General features: G+C 70.3%; 7 protein-coding genes and 2 pseudogenes. 4 read left to right on the plus strand and 5 right to left on the minus strand.

Going from position 1 to position 25,388, the window contains the following annotated elements; translation table 11 throughout:
• Positions 1–181: 181 nt before the first annotated feature.
• Positions 182–562 (plus strand): annotated as a pseudogene (locus ACZ418_RS22165) (phosphoenolpyruvate carboxylase); the annotation flags it as partial.
• Between the two features lie 25 nt (positions 563–587).
• Positions 588–947 (plus strand): annotated as a pseudogene (locus ACZ418_RS22170) (phosphoenolpyruvate carboxylase); the annotation flags it as partial.
• Positions 948–1,131: 184 nt separating this feature from the next.
• Here ACZ418_RS22170 and ACZ418_RS22175 read toward each other — a convergent pair.
• The 5 genes from ACZ418_RS22175 to ACZ418_RS22195 are packed head-to-tail and all read right to left on the minus strand — an operon-like array spanning position 1,132 to position 4,775.
• A complete protein-coding gene (locus tag ACZ418_RS22175) occupies positions 1,132–1,767 on the minus strand; it encodes a DUF6875 domain-containing protein (RefSeq protein ID WP_468365387.1) in 636 nt (211 codons plus the stop codon).
• Positions 1,764–2,327 carry a hypothetical protein gene (locus ACZ418_RS22180; RefSeq protein ID WP_468365389.1) on the minus strand — a complete coding sequence of 188 codons (564 nt, stop codon included), beginning with the start codon at positions 2,325–2,327 and terminating at the stop codon, positions 1,764–1,766. Before ACZ418_RS22180 ends, ACZ418_RS22175 begins: the two co-directional genes overlap by 4 nt.
• 8 nt (positions 2,328–2,335) lie before the next feature.
• Positions 2,336–2,536: an MbtH family protein gene (locus ACZ418_RS22185; protein WP_043382691.1), complete on the minus strand. Its 201-nt coding sequence runs from the start codon at positions 2,534–2,536 to the stop codon at positions 2,336–2,338.
• A 47-nt stretch (positions 2,537–2,583) separates the two neighbouring features.
• Positions 2,584–2,820: an acyl carrier protein gene (locus tag ACZ418_RS22190; RefSeq protein WP_450781063.1), complete on the minus strand. Its 237-nt coding sequence runs from the start codon at positions 2,818–2,820 to the stop codon at positions 2,584–2,586.
• A complete protein-coding gene (locus ACZ418_RS22195) occupies positions 2,817–4,775 on the minus strand; it encodes a class I adenylate-forming enzyme family protein (RefSeq protein WP_468365392.1) in 1,959 nt (652 codons plus the stop codon). The genes ACZ418_RS22190 and ACZ418_RS22195 overlap by 4 nt, the downstream gene beginning before the upstream one ends.
• Before the next feature lie 62 nt (positions 4,776–4,837).
• Between ACZ418_RS22195 and ACZ418_RS22200 the strand changes: the two genes are divergently transcribed.
• Both ACZ418_RS22200 and ACZ418_RS22205 read left to right on the plus strand, forming a co-directional pair.
• A complete protein-coding gene (locus ACZ418_RS22200; protein WP_468365395.1) occupies positions 4,838–12,658 on the plus strand; it encodes an amino acid adenylation domain-containing protein in 7,821 nt (2,606 codons plus the stop codon).
• Complete coding sequence (locus ACZ418_RS22205; RefSeq protein WP_468365398.1) at positions 12,655–25,374, plus strand: amino acid adenylation domain-containing protein; 12,720 nt, start codon at positions 12,655–12,657, stop codon at positions 25,372–25,374. Before ACZ418_RS22200 ends, ACZ418_RS22205 begins: the two co-directional genes overlap by 4 nt.
• Positions 25,375–25,388 lie beyond the last annotated feature (14 nt).

Below are 25,388 nucleotides of genomic sequence, written 5' to 3' on the forward strand. Positions count from 1 at the left end.
GCATCTCCTCAAAGTACGACACCGGAGGCGCAGCTTCTCAGGCGCGCTGTGCGCAGGTCGCGGGCCAATTCGCCATCGGTGGCTCATCTCTCAGCGCTGCGTTCGCTGCCGTGCTGTACAAAAGGGGCTCCGCTCGCTCGTGGGAGTCGAAATGCCCCAAGTCGCAGTGTTCGCTGCCCTCATGCCCAGAGGTGATGTCCAGTCCGGCCGCGGCAGTTCCTTGGCCAAGCCCACCGCAGGTGACCCCGTAACCATAAGGAGCTGCTGGCCAGCCTCAGCGACGACCTGGTGGCGCTCCCGGAGGCGGCCCATCGGGCACGGCGCATCGCCGAGATGCTGTACATGCAAGGCCGTCTGCATCCAGGAGAAACTGGTCAACGCCCGACGGAGGTTTGTCAAGGGCGCCCGACGCGAGGAGGGCCGGGACTACGCGACGGAAGCCGGGCTGCTGAACGACCTTATGCTGATCCGCCGGTCGATGCTCGCGCACCAAGGCCCGCTCACCGCCCGGGGATCGCTGGAACGGGCGATCCGAACCGCCTCGGTCTTCGGCCTGCACATGGCCACCGTGGACCGCTGTACTCGACGCCGCGCTGTCAGATCCCTCGTATCGGCGGCAGGTCCACCTACGCGGCGAAGTCCAGGAGGTCATGCTCGACTGTTCCGGCGCGAACCGCAGCGAGGGCATCGTGACCGCCCGATGGACCCACCATCAGGCACAGAAGCGGCTGTGCGAGGTGGCGGAGCGGTACGGGGCCCAGCTGAGCCTGTTCCACGGTGGAGGTTACGGCTCGTCAGCCGGAACCCTCGCGCCGTACCGCGGCCCCTCGGCAGGGGTCAACAAAGCGATGGAACCACCGGAGGGCACCTTCGACAGGTACGGGCTGCCCTCCATCGCCCGGGGAAACCTGGAACGCGCCCTGGCCAACGCCCTGGAAGCCTCGGTTCTGGGCACAGCAGATCGCGTACCGGCGGCTGGGTGTCCGGGTCTTCGTGTGGGCAGCGTCGACGGCATGCTGACCCACAAGCAGTCGCTCCCAACGGCCCCGGACCGGTTTCGGGACATGTCTCGCCGGTGGGGGACTCCAACAGTGTCGGAGTCCCCCACCGGTGGCCAAGCGGTCGCCTGCACTACGGCGGCGGACCACCGTAAGCCTGCTCGGCCTCCTGGTAGCGCTCCACCAAGAGTGGGTCCATCACGGTGGACCCCGGTCCGAAGAACTTGCCGAACCGCTCCCGGTACTGCTGGAACCAGTGCGGTCGCTCGGACAGGAAGAAGACGTCGTGCAGGGCGATGGCGCGGATGGCGAACAGGGGCAAGGGTGCCTTGCTCACCGCGAAGCGGGGGTTGCGGGCGGCCGTCACCTCGCAGTTCTCGTGGAACTGGCCGATCATGAGCCCCTGTGCCACGAAGGCGTCCTTCACCCGGGCATGGGCTTGGTCGAGCAGTCCGGTGTCCTCGCTGCGCAGGTCGGGAAGTGCGACCACCATGGCCCGCAGCATGGGATTGCGGCCTTGCCAGGTCGTCAGCTCGTACTCTCGCAGACTGCTGCGGGCGATCTCCTCGATCAGCTCGAGGGTCGGCGCGTGGCCGGCCAACCGCAGGCGGATCTCCATCGTCCGGTTCTTGCGCGAGGGTGCCACGAAGGGACAGATGGGCCCCGTGCGGCCGATCTCCGGATGGCTCGCTGAGATGTACTCGGTCAGCCATTCCTCGACCGTCTCCAGCGCTGACGCGAAGTCGACCAGGGATGCCGTGGACGTCATGACGCACCGGTCGGTTCGGTGACGCGGTCGACGGCGATGCGTGCGAGCCGCTGGATCTCCGACTCGTCCGGGACACGGGCGTTGACGAAGGTGAGAATGTCGTCCTTCGCGACGATCACCCAGGCGGTCTCGATGCGGAAGTGGTCGACGGTGGACAGCCACCGCACCAGAAAGCCGCCGTCTCCCAGCTCGACAGGCCCCAGGTCCACCCTCGAGATGTCGAGCTGCACGCCGTCGTTGAGTTCCATCCGGTACTGCGCGCAGGCGTGCACCGCGTCGAAGAGCTCCTGGTAGATCTGCCGGCAGGTCCCGTGGCCGAACTGGGCGACATGGTGGAACACCACCGATCCCACGACGTTCGTGAACAGCGCGGAGGCGTGGTGCACCGTCTCGGGATGCGTGCCGTGCGTGAGCATGTTGGTCAGGTCGACGATGGCCCGCCCCGACTCGTCGCCGGAGACGAAGGCGGGATCGTAGGCGGCGCTCGGCTCCTCGCCGTAGAACGACTCCTCGAGGTCCTCCTCCCGTAGCAGCAGCAGCTGGAATGCGGCGTCGTCCATCGAGTCTCCTATCGGCGCACGAGGCTCAGCGGGCGCATGTCGGTCCAGTGCTCCTCGACGTAGGCGAGGCAGGTCTGGCGGTCGCTCTGGCCGAGCGCGACCGTCCAGCCCGCGGGCACCTCGGCGAACGAGGGCCACAGCGAGTGCTGGCCCTCGTCGTTGACGAGCACCAGGAAGGTGCCGTCGGGGTTCTCGAAGGGGTTGCTCATCATCGCTCCCTGCGCATGTGGTCGGATGGGGGGGCCAGGTGTGCCGGTCAGTGCTCCTGCGCGACCCTGGTCACGTAGGTGTGGATGCCGTCGATCGAGGTGAACTGGGCCATGTCGTCGAACTGCGGGTCGATGACCACGCCGTGCCGCTCCTCCAGGACGTGCTGAAGGACCACCAGGGTGAAGGAGTCGATCACCAGCTCGGCGTCGTCGGTCAGTTCCTCGGGCGGCCCGAGTCCCGCGTTCTCGGTCAATATCGCCCTGAGGTCGTCTTTCGAGATCACCGGTCCCCCTGTGCCCGCGAGGGCGATTCCGACAGGACGCGTCCGTGCATCAGCGCACGGTCGCGGATCAGCTTCCCCATCGAGTTCCGCGGCAGCAGTCGCGTGACGTGGAACCTCTTGGGGACCTTGACGGGGCTCAGCCGCTCCCGGCACCAGGCCGTCAACTCGTCCGCGCCGACGGCGGGGTCGGCGCCCACGAACGCCTCGATGACCTCTCCGTGCGTCACGACGGCTTCCGTCACCCGGTCGTGGGTCAGGAGGACGTTCTCCACTTCCGTGAGGTCGACCTTCAGTCCGCCGATCACGGCCAGCGAGTCGGCCCGGCCGAGCATGCTGAGCACCCCGGTCGCAGGGTCCTGCCGCACCCGGTCGTAGGTCCGCAGCCAGCCGTCCGTGTAGCGGTCCGCGTGCTCGCCGTACAGATACGGCGAGTGGTCCATCCGCACATAGAGCTCCTCGTCGACGACCTTGACCTCGGCCCCCGGCACCGGAAGCCCCAGCTGCGGAGGGGCGGACGTGCCGGACAGGTCACCCGCGATCAGTCCGATCTCGGTCAGTCCGTAGACCGGGCTGATCGGCAGGCCGAAGCGTGCACGGAAGTTTTCGTACGTCTCCTGCGGCACCCGCTCGCCGCCGGACACCGCAAGGCGCAGTGCGGGCAGTTGGGGCCGGTCGGCGACGCGGGACAGCAGGTCGTAGTGGACGGGCGTTCCGTAGACGGCGGTCGTCCCGGTTGCTGCCATGAGCCGTACGACCTCGGCCGGGCGCAGCGTCGGCGGGATGATCAGCGTCGCCCCGGACGCGAGCGCGTGCAGCACGCCGCTGACCAGGCCCATGTTGTGCATGACCGAGTTCAGCAACATCATCCGGTCGCCCGCGCCAGGGATTCCGGGGAGGGCGGCATGCCGGTCGATTTCGGCCAGCACGGAGTTGGCGGGGCGGCCGATCACCTTGGGCCGGCCGGACGAGCCCGAGCTGAACTGCACCAGTCGGATGCCGTCGACGGCGGGCCGGCCGTCCGGCAGCTGCCGGACCGTGAAGTCGGACTCCTGACGGAATCCGGCCACCGGCCCTCCGGCGCCGGACGCGGCGACGAGGTACTGCGGACGCACCAGCTGCGCCAGCGGTTCGTACTCTGCCGGTTTCAGCCGGAAGTCGACCAGAACCACCTGCGCCCCACGGCTCCACAGGGCCAACAGAACCTGAATATAAGTGATACTCGGCGTCATCCTCAGGAGAACCGAGCTGCCTTCGCCGATTCCCTGGTTCCGGAAACGCTCCTCAAACTCGGCTACCGCACCGCGTAACTGTCCCCGGGTGACCGAAGCGCTCGAAACGGCCCACGGGTCGTCGTCCGCGCCACGGTTCAGCAGATGACTTACCCACTGCGTTTTTGCCATACGGGTTTCCTTTTGTGAAACAGCCTCGGGAAACGTGCGATCGGCATTTGTGGAAAGTGAAGCTAACACCGTCGAGAAACGGCGGGCAAGAGCCCGTCGATCAAGGCGAACCGCCCCGCGATCGACGCGCGGGTCCCTACGCCGGTCGCCGCACCGGCAGGGCGCAGCCCGCGGGAAAGGACTCCGTCCGGCGTGTGGCGAGCATCGGCCACGCTCCGCCGCAAGCGCGGGCGGCGGTACTCCACCAGCCAATCCGGGGGCAGTTGGTCGCCAGGCCGCATCGGCGGACACCGCGGCCGATGCCGGGCGTGCGCGCGGGTCCCGCCGGGTTGTCCCGCGTGTCCCGCCGGCGGGACACGGCCCGGACATGCACGTGGCATAGCCAATTGATCTCCTTGACCCTCCGGATCTCCCGGGGTTAAGTTCCCTCTGTCGCGTTTCCGGGCGGTTACGTCCGGCTCCTGTACACACACGGCGATCCACGTCGCTCCGACAGAGCGGAGGTCGCCGTTTCACTTCTGCGCGATCGAATTGACGACGCGTTTTCCAGGACATTGTGAGCTTTTCATTCCTGCCTCTCCGGCCGTCCGCGCGGGGGAATTCTCGGAGGTGGAGACTTGTCCGTCAGTGCCGGCACCACGCTGCCCCTCACGGCTGCGCAACGCGAAATATGGATCGCCGAGCAGCGGCTGGGGAGAGGGAATCGCGTTTTCCGGGTGGGGGAGTACCTGGAGATCCACGGAGGCGTGGACCCGGCGCTGTTCGCGCAAGCCCTGAGACTCGTCGTCGCCGAGGCGGAGGCGCTGCACGTCCGCTTCGTCGAGGAACCTGGCGAGGTCCGGCAAGCCCTCCAGGAGCCTGCCGACTGGCCGCTCGCGGTCACCGACCTGAGCGCGGAGCCGGACCCCGAACAGGCCGCCCGCGCCTGGATGGACACCGCGGTCGCCCGGCCCATGAACCTGACCGAGGACCCGCTGTTCGAGTACGCGCTCCTGAAGCTGAGCGCCGACCGCTTCTGGTGGTACCAGGGCTACCACCACGCCGTGATGGACGCCTTCGGGTCCTTGCTGATCACACGCCGGGTCGCCGACGTCTACACCGCACTGGCCGGAGGCGGCACGGTAGGAGCGAGCCCATTCGGCACGCTGTCCGACCTGATCACGGCCGAACAGGCTTACCAGACATCGGAGCAATTCGGTCAGGACAGGGCGTACTGGACGGAACGCTTCACCGACCGTCCGCAGTCGGCCGGAATCGTCGGCACGCCTTCGACCACGCCGGAGCGCTATCTCCGGCACACCACCGCATTGGAGCCGGCGGAACACACGGCGCTGCGCGACGCGGCCCGCCGGGCCCGCGCCCCCTGGTCGCACCTGGTCATCGCCGCCGCGGCCCTCCACGTCCACCGGACGACCGGCACGGCCACCGTCGTCCTGGGCCTGCCGGTGACGGCCCGCCTCACCCAGGTGGAGCGCCGCACCCCCGGCACGGCCGCCAACGTCCTACCGCTCCGGCTCACGCTACGACCGGAGCTGACGCTCGGCGAACTCCTCGCCCAGATCGGCAAGCGCGTGCGCGAACTGGGCGGCCACCAGCGGTACCGGGCCGAGGACATCCAGCGCGACCTCGCACTGCCCGGCCGCCTGGGAACGTGGTACGCACCGGTCGTCAACGTCATGTCCTTCGACTACGCGATCACCTTCGCCGGACTGCCGACCACCGCGCACAACCTCTCCTCCGGCCTGGTGGGCGACTTCACCCTCGCCGTGTGGGACCGACGCGACGGCGCCGGGCCGGCCGTCGACGTGAACGCCCACCCCGAACTGTGCACGCGCGACGAATTGGCCGTTCACCACCGGCGTCTGCGCACGGCCCTGCGAGCCGTCACGGCAACGGATCCCTCCCGGCCGATCGGGCGGATCGATCTGCTCTCCGCGGAGGAGCGGGCGGCTGTGCTGGCGGTGCCTTCGGTTGTTGTGCCGTCGCGGGCGACGTTGCCGGAGTTGTTCGAGGCGCGGGTGGCGGCGGCGCCGGGTGCGGTGGCGGTGGTGTGGGACGGGGCCACGCTGTCGTACGGGGAGCTGAACGAGCGGGCGAACCGGTTGGCTCATGAGCTGCTGGGGCGTGGTGTCGGTCCGGAGGACGTGGTGGCTCTGGCTCTGCCTCGGAGCGCGGACCTGGTGGTCGCCGTCCTGGCGGTGCTGAAGGCGGGCGCGGCCTACCTCCCTCTTGATCCGGCCTATCCGGCTGCCCGTGTGGCCTACATGGTCGCCGACGCCGGGCCGGCCCTTGTGCTGACGACGAGCGAGCACCGTGCCTCGGTAGAGACGGCGAGCAGGACGCCCGTACTGCTGCTGGACAGGCTCGACGTGACGGATCAGTCCGCGGACAACCCTGTCACCGCACTCGCGCCCGATCATCCCGCGTACGTCATTTACACATCCGGTTCCACCGGCCGACCCAAAGGCGTCGTCGTCGCCCACCGCAACGTGGTGCGGCTCTTCGACGCCACCCGGAAGTGGTTCGGCTTCGGCCCCGACGACGTGTGGACGCTGTTCCACTCGTACGCCTTCGACTTCTCCGTCTGGGAGCTGTGGGGAGCGCTGCTGCACGGCGGCCGGCTGGTCGTGGTGCCCTACGAGGTCAGCAGGACGCCCGGCGCCTTCCTGGACCTGCTGGCCGATCACGGCGTCACCGTCCTCAACCAGACGCCGTCGGCCTTCTACCAGTTGGCACAGGCCGACGCCGACGCCTCCCCGCCGGGCCGTGGACTCGCCCTGCGCACCGTGGTGTTCGGCGGCGAGGCACTCCAACCGTCCCGCCTCGCTGACTGGTACCGGCGCCACCCCGACGACGCGCCGGCCCTGATCAACATGTACGGCATCACCGAGACCACGGTCCACGTGACGTACCAGCCGCTGACCCGGGAGCGAGCAACCGCGGCGGCGGCCAGCGTCATCGGCGTCGGGATCCCCGACCTGCGGACGTATGTGCTCGGTCCGGGGCTGGAGTTGGTGGCGCCCGGCGTGGTGGGGGAGCTGTACGTCGCGGGGGCCGGTGTCGCCCGCGGCTATCTGGGCAGGCCCGGCCTGACGGCCGAGCGGTTCGTGGCGGATCCGTACGCGGCTCAGCCGGGCACGCGGATGTACCGCACCGGTGACCTGGTGCGGTGGAACAAGGACGGCGAGCTGGAGTTCGTCGGTCGCGCCGACCACCAGGTCAAGATCCGTGGCTACCGCATCGAACCCGGCGAGATCGAGAACGTGCTGACCGACCACCCGGACGTCGCCGAGGCGGCGGTGGTGGTCCGCGAGGAGCAGTCCGGCGATGCCCGCCTCATCGCTTACGTGGTGGCCCGGGGAGCCCTCCGCGCCGGGGACGTACGGGAGTTCGCGCGGGGCCGGCTGCCCGACTACATGCTGCCGGCCGCCGTCGTCGTACTGGACCGCATGCCGCTCACCGCCAACGGCAAGTTGGACAAGGCGGCGCTCCCGGAGCCGGACTTCACCGTGCCCAGGTCGGCACGGGAGGCGCGCACGCCGCAGGAGCAGATCGTCTGCGATCTGTTCGCGCAGGTTCTGGGGCTGCCGCGGGCCGGCGTGGACGACGACTTCTTCGACCTGGGCGGGCACTCGCTGCTGGCCACCCGTCTCATCGGTCAGATCCGCGCCGCGTTCGGAGTCGAGCTGGAGCTGCGCGCACTGTTCGACGGGCCGACGCCGGCGGCGGTGGCGGCACTCCTCGACACCGCGGGACCCGCTCGGCCGCCCCTGGCGGCGCGGGAACGCCCGCCGGCCCTTCCCCTCTCGTCCGCCCAGCGGCGGCTGTGGTTCCTGCACAAGATGGAGGGGCCGAGCGCCACCTACAACATCCCTCTCGTCGTGCGACTGACCGGCACGTTGGACCGTGACGCGCTGCGTGCCGCCCTCGGCGACGTGGTGGCCCGGCACGAGAGCCTGCGGACGGTGTTCCCCGAGGCCGACGGCGCTCCGTACCAGCACGTCCTCGACAGTGCGAGCGTCGAGTTGCCCGCCACCGACATCACCGAGACGCAGCTGCCGGACGCCCTGAAGTCAGCGGCCCGGTACGCCTTCGACCTGGCAGCCGAAATCCCCCTCCGCGCCGCGTTGTTCACGGTGTCCGAACACCGGCACGCGCTGCTGCTCGTCCTGCATCACATCGCGGGTGACGGGTGGTCGTTGGGCCCGCTCGCCGCCGACCTGACCCGTGCTTACACGGCGCGGGTGGAGGGGCGGGTGCCGGAGTGGCGTGCGTTGCCGGTGCAGTACGCGGACTACACGCTGTGGCAGAACGAGCTGCTGGGTGATCAAGAGGACCCGGAGAGTCTGTTCGCCACGCAGATCGCTTACTGGACCGGGGCGTTGGCGGGTCTGCCGGATCAGCTGACGCTGCCTACGGACCGTCCGCGTCCGGCTGTGATGACGTATCGCGGCGATTACCTCACGGTCGATATCGACGCGGATCTGCACCGGCGGTTGTCGGATGTAGCGCGGGCGTCGGGTGCGAGTCTGTTCATGGTGTTGCAGGCGGGACTTGCGGCCTTGCTGACCCGGTTGGGGGCTGGTGAGGACGTTCCGGTGGGCAGTCCGGTGGCCGGCCGCACCGACCAGGCGCTGGATGAGCTGATCGGGTTCTTCGTCAACACGCTGGTCCTGCGCACGGACACGTCCGGTGATCCGACGTTCGCCGAGCTGATCACGCGGGTGCGGGAGAGGAGCTTGGCCGCCTACGCGCACCAGGACGTCCCCTTCGAGTACCTGGTCGAGCTCATCAACCCGACCCGGACCCTGTCGCACCACCCGCTGTTCCAGGTCATGCTCGCGCTCCAGAACGCGCCCGAGACCGAGCTCGAGCTTCCGGGGCTGCGAGCCGGGGTCGAGTTGGGCAGGACGGGTACGGCGAAGTTCGACCTGTTCTTCAGCCTTGCGGAGCAGCGCGGGGAGCACGGCGAGCCACAAGGCCTCACCGGTGCCGTCGAGTACTCCAGCGACATCTACGACGCGCCCACCGTCCAGGCCCTGTTCGACCGTTGGTTACGGCTACTGGACGCGGCCGTGTCCGATCCCGACCGCCCGCTGGCCGACATCGACATCCTCACCCCCGACGAACGCTGGCGTGCCGTAGTCGACTTCAACGACACGGCGCATGCCGTGCCGGATGCCTCGTTGGGCGAGCTGTTCACACGACAGGTGGCTGAGACGCCCGATGCCCCGGCGGTCACCGACGGCGCCGCCACGCTCACGTACGCACAGCTCGACGCGCGTGCCAACCACTTCGCGCACGATGTGATCGGCAGGGGAGTGCGGCCCGGTGACGCGGTCGGCGTTCTTCTGGAGCGTTCGATCGAGACGGTCACCACGGTCCTTGGCCTGATGAAAGCCGGCGCCGTGTACGTGCCCCTCGATGCCCGCTATCCGGCCGAGCGCATCCGCCATGTCCTGGCCGACACCGGCGCGCGCTTGCTGATCACCGACGAACGGTCGGTTCCGGAATCAGGTGCTGAAGCCGTGGAGTTGCTCCACATCGAGTCTCCTCGGCCCTTCGCGTCCGACCCCGGTGATCCCCGAGTGGGTGTGCGGTCGGAAGATGCGGCGTATGTGATGTACACCTCTGGTTCGACGGGTGCGCCCAAGGGGATCGTGGTGACGCATCGCAATGTCGCCGCTCTGGCTCTGGACCCGCGTTTTGACCGCTCGGCGCACCAGCGGGTGTTGCTGCACTCGCCGGCCGCGTTCGACGCCTCCACCTACGAGCTGTGGGTGCCGCTGCTGAGCGGCGGGACCGTCGTCGTGGCCCCGGCCGGGGACCTGGACGTGTCTGCCCTGCACCACACCATCACCACCCAGCGTGTCACCGCGTTGTGGCTGACCAGTTCCCTGCTGAACGTGATCACCGACCACGCTGCGCAGGCGCTGTCGGGGGTACGACAGGTGTGGAGCGGCGGCGAGGCTGTTTCCGGGGCCACGGTGCAGCGCCTGCACGAGGCCTGCCCCGGGCTGACGGTCGTGGACGGGTACGGGCCGACGGAGACGACCACGTTCGCCACCCACCACCCCGTGCCGCGGCCCTACACCGGCGGTGCGACGGTGCCGATCGGTCGTCCGATGGCCAACACCCGTGTCTACGTCCTGGACGCACGCCTGCGGCCGGTCCCGCCGCAGGTGACGGGCGAGCTGTACATCGCCGGGGCCGGTCTGGCCCGCGGCTATCTGAACAAGCCCGGTATGACGGCCGAGCGTTTCGTCGCCGACCCTTACGGTCCCGAGCCCGGTGATCGTATGTACCGCACCGGTGACCTCGTGCGTGCCAACGCCGAGGGGGATCTGGAGTACATGGGCCGCGCCGATCACCAGGTGAAGGTCCGCGGCTTCCGTATCGAACCCGGCGAGATCGAGAACGTCCTGACGGGCCATCCGGCGATCGGCCAGGCCGCCGTGGTCGCCCACCACGACCAGCCCGGCAGCACCCGCCTGATCGCCTACGTCGTCCCCGACACCGACGAAACACCGGCAGACCTGCGTGAGTTCGTGCGGCAGCTGTTGCCCGAGTACATGGCGCCGTCCACGTACGTCACCTTGGACCGGCTGCCGTTGACGGCCAACGGCAAGCTCGACCGGGCCGCGCTGCCCGAACCCGATCCGGGCGCGCGGGCGGATGTGCCGCGTCGTGAGCCGCGGACCGAGCGCGAGCGACTGCTGGGGACGCTGGTCGCGCAAGCCCTGGGCGTGGACAAGGTCGGGCCCGACGACGACTTCTTCGCGCTCGGCGGAGACAGCATCGTCTCGATCCGGCTGGTCAGCCTCGCTCGCTCGGCGGGTGTCGGACTCGCGGTCCGGGACGTCTTCGAGCAGCGGACCGCGGCCGGACTGGCCGAGGTCGCTGATGAACTGGCCGTGTCGGCACCCGACCCCGACGACTCCGGCGTGGGAGGGATGGAACCGACCCCGATCATGCGCTGGTTCGACGCGCGCGGTGGCGACATCGACGCGTTCCACCAGGCGATGCTGCTGGAGGTGCCGGCCGAGCTGCGCCAGGACCACCTCGTCGCGGCCGTTCAGGCACTCGTGGACCACCACGACGCGCTGCGGTTGACCCGGACACCGGGCGGTCAGGGCAACGGGGCGTGGTCGCTGGAGGTGGGTCCGGTGGGGTCCGTGTCGGCCGCGGACCTGGTACACCGTGTCGAGACCGCCGCCGTCGACGCGACGCTGGTCCGCGCACAGGCGGAGGCGGCGTCCGCCCGCCTGTCGGCCGAGCGTGGCCTACTGGTTCAGATGGTCTGGTTCGACGCCGGACCGGCCGCACGGGGCAGGCTGCTGGTCGTCGTCAACCATCTCGTCGTCGACGGGGTGTCCTGGCGGATCCTGCTTCCCGATCTCATCGCCGCCTGCGAGGCCGTCGGGGGCGGTCGTCCCCCACGGCTGGACCCGGTGGGCACCTCCCTGCGCCGCTGGGCGAGTCTCCTCACGGTCGAGGCCCGGCAGCCGGCCCGCACCGCCGAGGCGGCGCTGTGGAGCGAACTGCTCACCGCGGCCGACCCACCGCTGACCAGCGGCCGGCTCGATGCCGCGCGGGACACCGTGGGCCGCGCCCGCGAGCTCACCCTCTCCCTGCCGCCCGAGGTCACCACCCCGCTCCTGACGACCGTGCCCACGGCCTTCCACGCGAAGGTCGACGACGTCCTGCTCACCGCGCTCGCCCTGGCGGTCGCCCAGTGGCGCCGGACCCACGCACGCGGGCGGCACACGGCTCTTCTGGTGGACGTGGAGGGACACGGGCGCGAGGAGATCGTCGAGGGCATGGACCTCTCGCGCACCGTGGGGTGGTTCACCTCGCTGTATCCCGTCCGCGTCGACCCGGGCCCCCTGGCGTGGGAAGAGGTCGTCGACGGCGGGCCGCCGCTCGGACAGGCCCTGAAACGGGTCAAGGAACAGGTGCGCTCCCTGCCCGACCGGGGCATCGGCTACGGCCTGCTGCGGCACCTCAATCCGGAGACCGGGCCGGAGCTGGCCGGGCTCGCCGTACCGCAACTCGGATTCAACTACCTCGGCCGGTTCCCCTCGGCGGGCGCCCCGGTGGTCCCCGGCCGCCCGGAATGGACCGTGGCCGCCGAGACGGGCCTGCTGAGCGGCGCCGACCCGGCGACCGCCCTGGCGCACGGGCTCGAGGTGAACAGCATGGTCCGCGACGCCCCGGACGGGCCGGAACTGGAGGCCGTCTGGACCTGGGCACCGGATCTCTGGACCGAACGGCACGTCCGAGCCCTGGCCGACCACTGGTTCCGAGCGATCCGCGGACTGGTCCGGCACGGCGAGCGCTCCGGCACCGGCGGCCACAGTCCCTCGGACTTCCCCCTGACCGAACTCAGCCAGCACGACATCGAGCAGCTCGAAGCAGCGTGGAGGGTGCAGAAATGACGTCGTCGGACCTGGAAGACATCCTCCCCCTCTCCCCGATGCAGGAGGGGCTGCTGTTCCACTCCCGCTACGAGCAGGACGGCGCGGACGTCTACGCGGTGCAGCACGTCTTCGCCATCGAGGGCGCCCTCGACGCGGCGCGGCTGCGGGCCGCCGTGCTCGCGCTCGTTCAACGGCACCCGAACCTGCGCGCCGGCTTCCGGCAGGTGGACTCCGGCCGGACCGTGCAGCTGATACCACGTCAGGTCGACGTTCCCTGGGACGAGTTCGACCTGTCGCCCCTTCCCGATGCCGACGCGGAGGGGGAGCTGGCCCGGCTCGCCGCCAAGGAGCACGCCCGCCGGTTCGACCTGGCCGAGCCGCCCCTGCTGCGCTTCTCCCTGGTGCGCCTGGCCGCCGAACGCCACCGCCTCATCATGACCACCCACCACATCCTGCTCGACGGCTGGTCGACGCCACTGCTCGTGCGCGAGTTGACCACGCTGTACGACAGCCAGGGCGACGCCACCGTGCTGCCCCGAGTGGCCCCCTACCGGCAGTATCTGGGGTGGCTCGCGCAGCAGGACCAGCCGGCGGCGGAGGCCGCCTGGCGGGAGGCGCTCGGCGGACTCGAGCAGCCGACGCTGCTCACCCCGGTGGATCCGGGCCGCCCCGGACTGATGCCGGAGCGGATCACGGTGGAGCTGGACGAGGACCGCACGGCAGCGCTGGCCGACTGGGCGCGGCGGCACGGGGTGACCCTGAACACCGTGCTCCAGGCCGCCTGGGGGCTGGTGCTGAGCCGGCGCACCGGCCACGACGACGTCGTGTTCGGGGCCGTCGTGGCAGGGCGCGACCCTCAACTGCCCGGCGTCGAGAGCATGGTGGGTCTGCTGATCAACATGGTGCCGGTGCGGGTGTCCCTGGACCCGGCGCAGTCACTGCTGACCACCGTCGAACAGGTGCAGAGCGCGCAGTCGCGGCTCACCGGGCACCACCACCTCGGGCTCGCCCGCATCCAGCAACTGACCGGGATGGGCGACCTCTTCGACACCTCTCTGGTCTTCGAGAACTACCCGTGGGACGAGCCCGGCGAGCGGCCGGAGACCGGGCTGCGGATCACCCCTGACCTGGGCCGCGGGCGGGACGCGACGCACTATCCACTGACCCTGATCGCCGCCCCTGGCCGCCGTCTGTACCTCCGCCTGGACTACCGCGACGACCTGTTCGACCGGGTGACGGCCGCCGGGTTCGTCGACCGGCTGATCCGGGTGCTCGACCTCGTCGTCACGGATCCCTCCCGGCCGATCGGGCGGATCGATCTGCTCTCCGCGGAGGAGCGGGCGGCTGTGCTGGCGGTGCCTTCGGTTGTTGTGCCGTCGCGGGCGACCTTGCCGGAGTTGTTCGAGGCGCGGGTGGCGGCGGCGCCGGGTGCGGTGGCGGTGGTGTGGGACGGGGCCACGCTGTCGTACGGGGAGCTGAACGAGCGGGCGAACCGGTTGGCTCATGAGCTGCTGGGGCGTGGTGTCGGTCCGGAGGACGTGGTGGCTCTGGCTCTGCCTCGGAGCGCGGACCTGGTGGTCGCCGTCCTGGCGGTGCTGAAGGCGGGCGCGGCCTACCTCCCTCTTGATCCGGCCTATCCGGCTGCCCGTGTGGCCTACATGGTCGCCGACGCCGGGCCGGCCCTTGTGCTGACGACGAGCGAGCACCGTGCCTCGGTAGAGACGGCGAGCAGGACGCCCGTACTGCTGCTGGACGGGCTCGACGTGACGGATCAGTCCGCGGACAACCCTGTCACCGCACTCGCGCCCGATCATCCCGCGTACGTCATTTACACATCCGGCTCCACCGGCCGACCCAAAGGCGTCGTCATGCCCGCGGGTGCGCTGGTGAACCTGCTGGAGTGGCACCACGAGGCGGTCGGTGGCGAACCCGGCACGAGGACTGCGCAGTTCACGGCCATCAGCTTCGACGTCTCCGCGCAGGAGATGCTGTCGGCCCTGATGTACGGCAAGACCCTGGTGATCCCGGACGAGGACGTCCGGCGGGACGCGGCCCGGTTCGTCGAGTGGCTGGACGAGCACGAAGTGGAGGAACTGTTCGCGCCCAACCTCGTGCTGGAGGCCGTCGCCGAGGCCGCCGTCGAGCAGGGACGTGCGCTGCCCCGGCTGCGGACCATCGCGCAGGCCGGCGAGGCCCTGACGTTGAGCCGCGTCGTCCGCGAGTTCCACACCTCGGCACCAGAGCGCGTGCTGCACAACCACTATGGCCCCACCGAGACCCACGTGGTCACGGCCCACACCCTGAGCGACGACGCCGACAGCTGGCCGCTCACCGCGCCGATCGGCGGGCCTATCGCCAACACCCGGGCCTACGTGCTGGGTTCGGGGCTGGAGTTGGTGGCGCCCGGCGTGGTGGGGGAGCTGTACATCGCGGGATCCGGTGTGGCCCGTGGCTACTTGGGCAGGCCCGGTATGACGGCCGAGCGGTTCGTGGCGGACCCGTACGCCCCCGAGCCCGGTGCTCGTATGTACCGCACTGGAGACCTGGTGCGGTGGAACAAGGACGGCGAGCTGGAGTTCGTCGGCCGCGCCGACCACCAGCTCAAGATCCGCGGCTTCCGCATCGAGCCCGGCGAGATCGAGAACGTCCTCACCGAGCACCCCCACATCACCCAGGCCGCCGTAGTCGCCCGCGAGGACCAGCCCGGCAGGACCCGGCTGGTGGCCTATGTCGTGGCGCGGGAGACCCTGCGGCCCGAGGAGGCACGGGAGTTCGTGCGCGAGCGGCTGCCCGAACACCTGGTGCCCTCGGCCGTAGCACTCCTGGACAGCCTGCCGCTGACGGCCAACGGCAAGCTGGACCGGGCCGCCCTGCCCGCGCCGGACTTCGCGCCGACCGGATCCGGACGGGAGGCACGCACGCCGCAGGAGCAGATCGTCTGCGATCTGTTCGCGCAGGTGCTGGGGCTGCCCCGGGTCGGCGTGGACGACGACTTCTTCGAACTCGGCGGCCACTCGCTGCTGGCCACCCGTCTGATCGCCCGCATCCGGGCCGCCTTCAGCGTCGAGATCGGCCTGCGCACGCTCTTCGAGGCACGGACCGCGGGCGCGGTCGCGGCCCGGCTCGACACCGCCGGGCCCGCACGGCTCGCCCTGACCAAGCAGCAACTGCCCGACGCGGTGCCCCTGTCGTTCGCCCAGCGCCGGCTGTGGTTCCTGCACAAGATGGAGGGGCCGAGCGCCACCTACAACATCCCACTGACTCTGAGGCTGAGCGGTGAGTTGGACCGTGACGCGCTGCGCGCCGCTCTCGGTGACGTGGTGGCCCGGCACGAGAGTCTGCGGACGGTGTTCCCCGAGGCCGAGGGCACCTCTTACCAGCACGTCCTCGACAGCGTGAGCGTGGAGCTGCCCGCCACCGACATCACCGAGACGGAGCTGCCGGAGGCCCTGAAGTCAGCGGCCCGACACCCCTTCGACCTGGCGACCGAAATTCCCCTGCGTGCCGAGCTGTTCCGCCTCGCCCCCGACCGCCACGTCCTCGTCCTGGTCCTGCACCACATCGCGGGCGACGGGTGGTCGCTGGGCCCGCTCGCCACCGACCTCACGCGTGCTTACACGGCGCGGGTGGAGGGGCGGGTGCCGGAGTGGCGTGCGTTGCCGGTGCAGTACGCGGACTACACGCTGTGGCAGAACGAACTCCTCGGCGACCAGAACGACCCTGACAGCCTGTTCGCCACGCAGATCGACTACTGGACCGAGGCGTTGGCGGATCTACCTGATCAGCTGACCCTTCCCACGGACCGGCCGCGTCCGCAGGTGATGACCTACCGGGGTGACTACGTCACGGTCGACATCGACGCGGATCTGCACCGGCGGTTGTCGGATGTAGCGCGGGCGTCGGGTGCGAGTCTGTTCATGGTGTTGCAGGCGGGACTCGCGGGTCTGCTGACCCGGTTGGGTGCGGGTGAGGACGTTCCGGTGGGCAGTCCGGTGGCCGGCCGCACCGACCAGGCGCTGGACGAGCTGATCGGGTTCTTCGTCAATACGCTGGTCCTGCGCACGGACACGTCCGGTGATCCGACGTTCGCCGAGCTGATCACGCGGGTGCGGGAGAGGAGCTTGGCCGCCTACGCGCACCAGGACGTCCCCTTCGAGTACCTGGTCGAGCTCATCAACCCGACCCGGACCCTGTCGCACCACCCGCTCTTCCAGGTCATGCTCGCGCTCCAGAACGCGCCCGAAGCGAGCTTCCGGCTCCCCGGCCTGACGATCGACGTCGCTCCTGGGCGTACGGGTACGGCGAAGTTCGACCTGTTCTTCAGCCTCGCCGAGCAGCGCGGTGCCCACGGTGAGCCGCAGGGCATCAGCGGTGCCGTCGAGTACTCGAGCGACATCTACGACGCGCCCACCGTCCAGGCCCTGTTCGAGCGTTGGCTGCACTTCCTCGACATCGCCACCGCCCACCCCGACCAGCCCCTCAACCACATCGACATCCTCACCCCCGACGAACACGGGCAGCTGCTCGGCACTTGGCTGGAGACCGAAACCGAGATCGGCGAGAAGCTGCTGCCGATCCGCTTCGCCGAGGAGGCCGCCGCCACCCCTGACGCCGTGGCCCTGATCGCCGGGGACACCTCCCTGACCTACGCGGAACTGGACCGCCGCGCCAACCGCCTCGCGCACGTCCTGCTGCGCCGGGGCGCGGGTCCGGACCGGGTGGTCGCGCTGGCTCTGCCACGTTCGGCAGAGCTGGTGGTCGCCCTGCTGGCCGTGCTCAAGAGCGGCGCCGCGTACCTGCCGCTGGACCCGGACCACCCGGCCGGCCGCCTCGCCTACGTACTCGAGGACGCACGGCCCGCCCTGCTGCTCACCACGCTGTCGACGGACTCGCGGACGCCGAGCGGTGGTTCGGCGGAACGACTGGTGCTGGACTCCCCGGACGTACACGCCCTGCTGGCCGCCTGCCCCGACACCGACCCGGTCGAGACCGGCCACGCAGGGCCGCCGGCCCCCGAGGCCGCCGCGTACGTGATCTACACATCCGGCTCGACCGGTCGCCCCAAAGGCGTGGTCGTCCCGCACGCGCCGCTGCTCAACTTCCTGGAAGCCATGCGGCGCACGGTCCCGCTCCGGACGGGGGAACGGCTGCTCGCGGTCACCACGGTAGCGTTCGACATCGCCGCGCTGGAGCTGTACCACCCGCTCCTGTCGGGCGCCACGGTCGTCCTCGCACCCAAGGAGTCCGTCCCTCAACCGTCCGCCGTGCTCGACCTGATCGCCCGGCACGGCGTCGCGGTCGTACAGGGCACCCCCTCGCTGTGGCAGCTCCTGGTGGCGCACGAGCCGGAGGCGCTGCGGGGCCTGCGCATCCTGGTCGGCGGTGAGGCGCTGCCCACACCGCTCGCGGAGTCGATGCGCACGCTCACCGACGACCTGACCAACCTGTACGGCCCCACCGAGACCACCATCTGGTCGACCGCCGCGGACCTGGCCGGCGGCGCGGGCGCACCGCCGATCGGCCGACCGATCGCCAACACGCGTACCTACGTGCTGGGTTCGGGGCTGGAGTTGGTGGCGCCCGGTGTGGTGGGGGAGCTGTACATCGCGGGATCCGGTGTGGCCCGCGGCTATCTGAACAAGCCCGGCTTGACGGCCGAGCGGTTCGTGGCGGACCCGTACGCTCCCGAGCCCGGTGCTCGTATGTACCGCACCGGTGACCTGGTGCGTTGGAACCAGGACGGCGAGCTGGAGTTCGTCGGGCGCGTCGACCACCAGATCAAGATCCGAGGCTTCCGCATCGAACTCGGCGAGATCGAGGAGGTCCTCACCGATCACACGGACATCGCGCAGGCAGCCGTCGTCGTCCGCGAGGACCAGCCCGGTGACACCCGACTCGTCGCCTACGTCGTAGCCGACACCTCGGCGCGCGACCACGACGAGGCTGTGGAGCAGGACCAGCTCAGCGAGTGGCAGAGCCTGTACGACGCCGTGTACATCGCTGCGGAGCAGACGGCCTTCGGCGAGAACTTCGCCAGTTGGACAAGTAGTTACGACGGCCGGCCGATCCCGCTGACCGAGATGCGGGAGTGGCGTGACACGACCGTCGACCGCATCCGGTCCCTACGGCCGCGCCGCGTCCTCGAAATCGGTGTCGGCACCGGCCTGCTCCTGGCCCGGCTGGCGCCCGAGTGCGAGGAGTACTGGGGCACCGACTTCTCCCGCACCGTCATCGACGAGCTTCGGCGGCACGTCGACGCCGATCCCGTCCTGGCCACGCGGGTACACCTCCGCACCCAGCCGGCCCACGACTTCGGCGACCTCCCGCAGGGGCACTTCGACACGATCGTGCTCAACTCCGTTGCCCAGTACTTCCCGAACGCCGGCTACCTGGAACAGGTCGTCCGCCACGCGCTCCGCGCCCTCACCCCAGGTGGCGCCTTGTTCCTGGGCGACCTGCGCAATCCGCGGTTGCTGCGGACCTTCGCCTCCGGTGTGCAGACGGCGCGTGCCGAGGACCCGAGCGACACGGCGGCGATCCGCCGTGCCGTCGAGCAGAGCCTGGTCCTGGAGAAGGAACTCCTCGTCGACCCCGAGTACTTCAGCGCCCTCGCCCACCACGTCCCCGACCTGGCGGGCTCCGACATCCAGCTCAAGCGCGGCACCGCCCACAACGAACTCACCCGCTACCGCTACGACGCCACCCTCTACAAGACCGGTGTCACCGCCCACTCTCTCAACGACACCCCCATCCGCCCATGGCTCGCTCACGCCGACGCCCAAGCCAACCTCACTGATGTGAGGCAGCAGTTGGCGGCCGAACGGCCCGCGGAACTTCGCCTGACCGGCGTCCCGAACCCCCGCCTCGTCCACGAACTCGCCGTGCGACAGGCCCTCGAAGACGGCACACCCCTGCCCGACCGCCCCACCGCATCATCAATCGGCCTCGAGGCCTTCCACGCCCTGGGCGACGAGCACGGCTACTGGACCGGCATCACCTGGAACACCCAGGACACCGACGCCGTGGACGTCGTCTTCGTCGACCGGAGCCGGCTGTCCGGCCGCGCCCCCGTCGGCACTTACGCCGCGCTCCCCACCAGCGCCTCCACCGCACCCCTGTCCACGTGGGCGACCAACCCCGCCGCCCGCCGCGGCACCGGTGCCTTGGTCACCAAGCTCCGTGAGCACACCCGCGACCATCTGCCCGACTACATGGTCCCGTCGGCCATCGTCCCCCTCGACCGGCTCCCCTTGACGGCCAACGGCAAGCTGGACCGGGCGGCCCTGCCCGCGCCGGAGTTCGCGTCGGCCGGGTCGGGACGCGGGGCGCGCACGCCGCAGGAGCAGATCGTGTGCGATCTGTTCGCGCAGGTGCTGGGTCTGCCGAGGGTCGGCGTCGACGACGACTTCTTCGACCTGGGCGGGCACTCGCTGCTGGCCACCCGGCTGATCGCTCAGATCCGTGCCGCGTTCGGCGTGGAGCTGGAGCTGCGTGCGCTGTTCGAGGGTCCGACGCCGGCTGCGGTGGCGGCACTCCTCGACACCGCCGCCCCCGGACGCCTGGCCCTCACCGTCCGTCGGCGACCCGAGGTCATGCCGCTGTCCTTCGCCCAGCGCAGGCTGTGGTTCATCCACAAGATGGAGGGGCCGAGCGCCACCTACAACATCCCGCTGGCCCTGCGGCTGAGTGGCGAGTTGGACCGTGACGCGCTGCGGGCCGCTCTCGGTGACGTGGTGGCCCGGCACGAGAGTCTGCGGACGGTGTTCCCCGAGGCCGAGGGCGTCCCCTGCCAGCAGGTGCTGTCACCCGAGGCGGCCGTCCCGCACCTCGCTGTCCACCCCACGACCGAGGCCGAGCTGCCGGACGCACTGAAGTCAGCCGCCCGCTACGCCTTCGACCTGGCAACCGAAACCCCGCTGCGCGCCGACCTCTTCGAACTCTCGGCGCAGGAGTACGTACTGCTGCTGGTCGTGCACCACATCGCGGGCGACGGGTGGTCGCTGGGCCCGCTCGCCACCGACCTCACCCGTGCCTACACGGCGCGGGTGGAGGGGCGGGTGCCGGAGTGGCGTGCGTTGCCGGTGCAGTACGCGGACTACACGCTGTGGCAGAACGAACTCCTCGGCGACCAGAACGACCCTGACAGCCTGTTCGCCACGCAGATCGACTACTGGACCGGGGCGTTGGCTGATCTACCGGATCAGCTGACCCTTCCCACGGACCGGCCGCGTCCGGCGGTGATGACCTACCGGGGCGATTACGTCACCGTCGACATCGATGCAGACCTGCACCGGCGTCTGGCCGATCTCGCGCGGGCCTCGGGTGCGAGTCTCTTCATGGTGCTGCAAGCCGGACTCGCGGGTCTGCTGACCCGGTTGGGTGCGGGTGAGGACGTTCCGGTGGGCAGTCCGGTGGCCGGCCGCACCGACCAGGCGCTGGACGAGCTGATCGGGTTCTTCGTCAACACGCTGGTCCTGCGCACGGACACGTCCGGTGATCCGACGTTCGCCGAGCTGATCACGCGGGTGCGGGAGAGGAGCTTGGCCGCCTACGCGCACCAGGACGTCCCCTTCGAGTACCTGGTCGAGCTCATCAACCCGACCCGGACCCTGTCGCACCACCCGCTCTTCCAGGTCATGCTCGCGCTCCAGAACGCCCCCGAGGCGAGCTTCCGGCTCCCCGGCCTGACGATCGATGTCGCTCCTGGGCGTACGGGTACGGCGAAGTTCGACCTGTTCTTCAGCCTCGCCGAGCAGCGCGGTGCCCACGGTGAGCCGCAGGGCATCAGCGGTGCCGTCGAGTACTCGAGCGACATCTACGACGCGCCCACAGTCCAGGCCTTGTTCGAGCGTTGGCTGCACTTCCTCGACATCGCCACCGCCCACCCCGACCAGCCCCTCAACCACATCGACATCCTCACCCCCGACGAACACCGGCGTGCCGTGGTCGACTTCAACGACACGGCGCATGCCGTGCCGGCTGCTTCGCTGGGCGAGCTGTTCACACGACAGGTGGCTGAGACGCCCGATGCCCCGGCGGCCACCGACGGCGCCGCCACGCTCACGTACGCACAGCTCGACGCGCGTGCCAACCACTTCGCGCACGATGTGATCGGCAGGGGAGTGCGGCCCGGTGACGCGGTCGGCGTTCTTCTGGAGCGTTCGATCGAGACGGTCACCACGGTCCTTGGCCTGATGAAAGCCGGCGCCGTCTACGTACCTCTCGATGCCCGCTATCCGGCCGACCGCATCCGCCATGTCCTGGCCGACACCGGCGCCACGCTGGTGGTGACGGACGACGCGTCTCAGCCGCAACTCCCGGCGGATGCGGCAGACGTGTTCGTCATCGACTCCACACCTGAGGGAGAGGAGCAGCGCGAAGCGCCTGGGGTGGGTGTGCGTTCGGGGGATGCGGCGTATGTGATGTACACCTCGGGTTCGACGGGTGCGCCCAAGGGGATCGTGGTGACGCATCGCAATGTCGCCGCTCTGGCTCTGGACCCGCGTTTTGACCGCTCGGCGCACCAGCGGGTGTTGCTGCACTCGCCGGCCGCGTTCGACGCCTCCACCTACGAGCTGTGGGTGCCGCTGCTGAGCGGCGGGACCGTCGTCGTGGCCCCGGCCGGGGACCTGGACGTCCCTGCCCTGCACCACACCATCACCACCCAGCGTGTCACCGCGTTGTGGCTGACCAGTTCCCTGCTCAACGTGATCACCGACCACGCTGCGCAGGCGCTGTCGGGGGTACGACAGGTGTGGAGCGGCGGCGAGGCTGTTTCCGGGGCCACGGTGCAGCGCCTGCACGAGGCCTGCCCCGGGCTGACGGTCGTGGACGGGTACGGGCCGACGGAGACGACCACGTTCGCCACCCACCACCCCGTGCCGCGCCCCTACACCGGCGGTGCGACGGTGCCGATCGGTCGTCCGATGGCCAACACCCGTGTCTACGTCCTGGACGCACGCCTGCGTCCGGTCCCGCCGCAGGTGACGGGCGAGCTGTACATCGCCGGGGCCGGTCTGGCCCGCGGCTATCTGAACAAGCCCGGCATGACGGCCGAGCGTTTCGTCGCCGACCCTTACGGTCCCGAGCCCGGTGATCGTATGTACCGCACCGGTGACCTCGTGCGTGCCAACGCCGAGGGGGATCTGGAGTACATGGGCCGCGCCGATCACCAGGTGAAGGTCCGCGGCTTCCGTATCGAACCCGGCGAGATCGAGAACGTCCTGACGGGCCATCCGGCGATCGGCCAGGCCGCCGTAGTCGCCCACCACGACCAGCCCGGCAGCACCCGCCTGATCGCCTACGTCGTCCCCGACGCCGGCGGACCGACGGGGGACGAGGAGGAGCGGGACCAAATCGGCGAGTGGCGGGATCTCTACGACTCGCTGTACTCAGCGTCCGGTTCGACGCTGGGCGAGGACTTCTCCGGCTGGAACAGCAGTTACGACGGCGAGCCGATCCCGCTGCCCGAGCTGCGGGAGTGGCGTGCGGCCACGCTCGAGCGGATCAGGGCGCTCCAGCCCGGCCGTGTCCTGGAGATCGGTGTCGGCACCGGTCTGCTGCTGTCCGGACTGGCGCCCGAGTGCGAGGAGTACTGGGGCACGGACTTCTCCCCGGTCGTCGTGGAGGAGCTGCGGCGTCATGTCGACGCCGACCCCGAGCTGGCCCGGCGGGTCAGGCTCCGGGTGCAGGCCGCCCACGAGCACGGCGACCTTCCCCAGGGGCACTTCGACACGATCGTGCTCAACTCCGTTGCCCAGTACTTCCCGAACGGCGGATACCTGACGCAGGTCGTCGAGCAGGCCTTCCGCCTGCTCGCGCCCGGTGGCGCCCTGTTCCTGGGCGACCTGCGCAATCCGCGGTTGCTGCGGACCTTCGCCTCCGGTGTGCAGACGGCGCGTGCCGAGGACCCGAGCGACACGGCCGCGATCCGCCGTGCCGTCGAGCAGAGCCTGGTCCTGGAGAAGGAACTCCTCGTCGACCCCGAGTACTTCAGCGCCCTCGCCCACCACGTCCCCGACCTGGCGGGCACCGACATCCAGCTCAAGCGCGGCACCGCCCACAACGAACTCACCCGCTACCGCTACGACGCCACCCTCTACAAGACCGGCATCACCCCCCACCCCCTCGACGACGCCCCCGCCCGACCCTGGACCCGTGACCTGGGTGCCCTCGCCGATCATCTGGGCAGCGCGCGGCCCGACCGGCTGCGCGTCACCGGGGTACCCCACGTGCGCATCGCGGCCGACCTCGCCGCACAGCGCGCGCTCGAGTCCGGGACGGCACCGGACGTCCGGGACACGGCCGGCGTCGATCCGGAGGACTTGCACCGCCTGGGCGAGAAGTACGGCTACTGGACGGCGATCAGCTGGAACGGGCACGACCCGGCCGCCCTCGATCTCACGTACGTCAAGCGCGAACTGCTCGGCGAGGGCGTGCCCGTCGGTGCCTACGCGCCCACGGGCGCGGCCGGCCCCGGCACGCCGCTCTCCTCCTGGACCACCAGTCCGGCCACCGGCCGGAGCACCGGCGCCCTGCTCATGGCCGTACGGGAGCACCTGCGCCGTCGGCTGCCCGAGTACATGCGCCCCGCCGCCGTCGTTCCGCTCGACCGGCTGCCGCTCACCTCCAACGGCAAGCTCGACCGTGCCGCGCTGCCGGCGCTCGAACCGGAGCGCGCCGACATCGGGCGGGCGCCGGCCACCCCGCAGGAGCAGGTGGTGTGCGAGCTGTTCGCGGAGGTCCTCGGCCGACCGGTGGTCGGTGCGAGCGAGGACTTCTTCGACCTGGGCGGGCACTCGCTGCTGGCCACCCGGCTGGTGGCCCGGCTGCGCGCGGCCTTCGGCGTCGAGCTGGGCGTGCGGAGCCTGTTCGAGGCGCCGACACCGGCGGGCATCGCGGCCCGGCTCGACGTCGACGACGCGGACGGCTCGTACGAGGTGATGCTGCCGCTGCGCACCGCGGGCAGCAGGCCGCCGCTGTTCTGTGTCCATCCGGGCGGAGGCATCAGCTGGTCGTACAGCGCGCTCATCAAGCACCTGGGGCCGCAGTACCCGCTGTACGGCATCCAGGCGCGCAGTCTGGCCCGGGCGGAACCCCGGCCCGCCAGCATCGAGGAGATGGCGGTGGACTACGCCGACCAGATCCAGAGGGTGCAGCCGCACGGGCCGTACCACCTGGCCGGTTGGTCGTTCGGCGGGCTGTGCGCGCACGCGCTGGCCGCGGAGTTCCAGCGGCGCGGCGAACCGGTGGCGCTGGTCGCGGTGCTCGACGTGATCCCCGACTGGCAGGGCCTGACCCACGCCGACGTGCCCGCCCCGGACGACCGGGTGATGCTGCTCTACCACGTGGGTCTCGTCGACGACGGCAGTCACCACGACGACGAGGAGATGACCTTCGCCAAGGCGCGGGAGATCCTGCGCCGCCAGGGCAGTGTGCTGGCCAACCTGGAGGAGGACCGGCTCACGACGATCACCGAGATCTCGGCGAACAACACCCATCTGACCGTCGACTACCGGCCCGGCCCGATCGACGGAGACCTGCTGCTGATCGCCTGCTCGGAGGAGCAGGACCCGCCGGTGACCGCCGGGGCCTGGCAGCCGTACGTGCGCGGCTCCGTCGAGGCCCATGTGGTGCCCGGCGACCACGGGTCGATGCTGACCCGCCCGGACACGCTGGCCGAGATCGGCCGCATCCTCTCGGCCAAGCTCCACGACCTCACCGGCGACGAGTGACCTTCGCGGGCCGC

This window comes from Streptomyces sp. NPDC030820 (genome assembly GCF_055572075.1).

What these genes read in the sequence shown, in the direction of transcription:
- ACZ418_RS22185 (WP_043382691.1), bottom strand. Translation starts at nt 2,536, where the DNA reads ATGAGCAACCCCTTCGAGAACCCCGACGGCACCTTCCTGGTGCTCGTC.
- ACZ418_RS22195 (WP_468365392.1), bottom strand. Translation starts at nt 4,775, where the DNA reads ATGTCCTGGAAAACGCGTCGTCAATTCGATCGCGCAGAAGTGAAACGG.
- ACZ418_RS22180 (WP_468365389.1), bottom strand. Translation starts at nt 2,327, where the DNA reads ATGGACGACGCCGCATTCCAGCTGCTGCTGCTACGGGAGGAGGACCTC.
- ACZ418_RS22205 (WP_468365398.1), top strand. Translation starts at nt 12,655, where the DNA reads ATGACGTCGTCGGACCTGGAAGACATCCTCCCCCTCTCCCCGATGCAG.
- ACZ418_RS22175 (WP_468365387.1), bottom strand. Translation starts at nt 1,767, where the DNA reads ATGACGTCCACGGCATCCCTGGTCGACTTCGCGTCAGCGCTGGAGACG.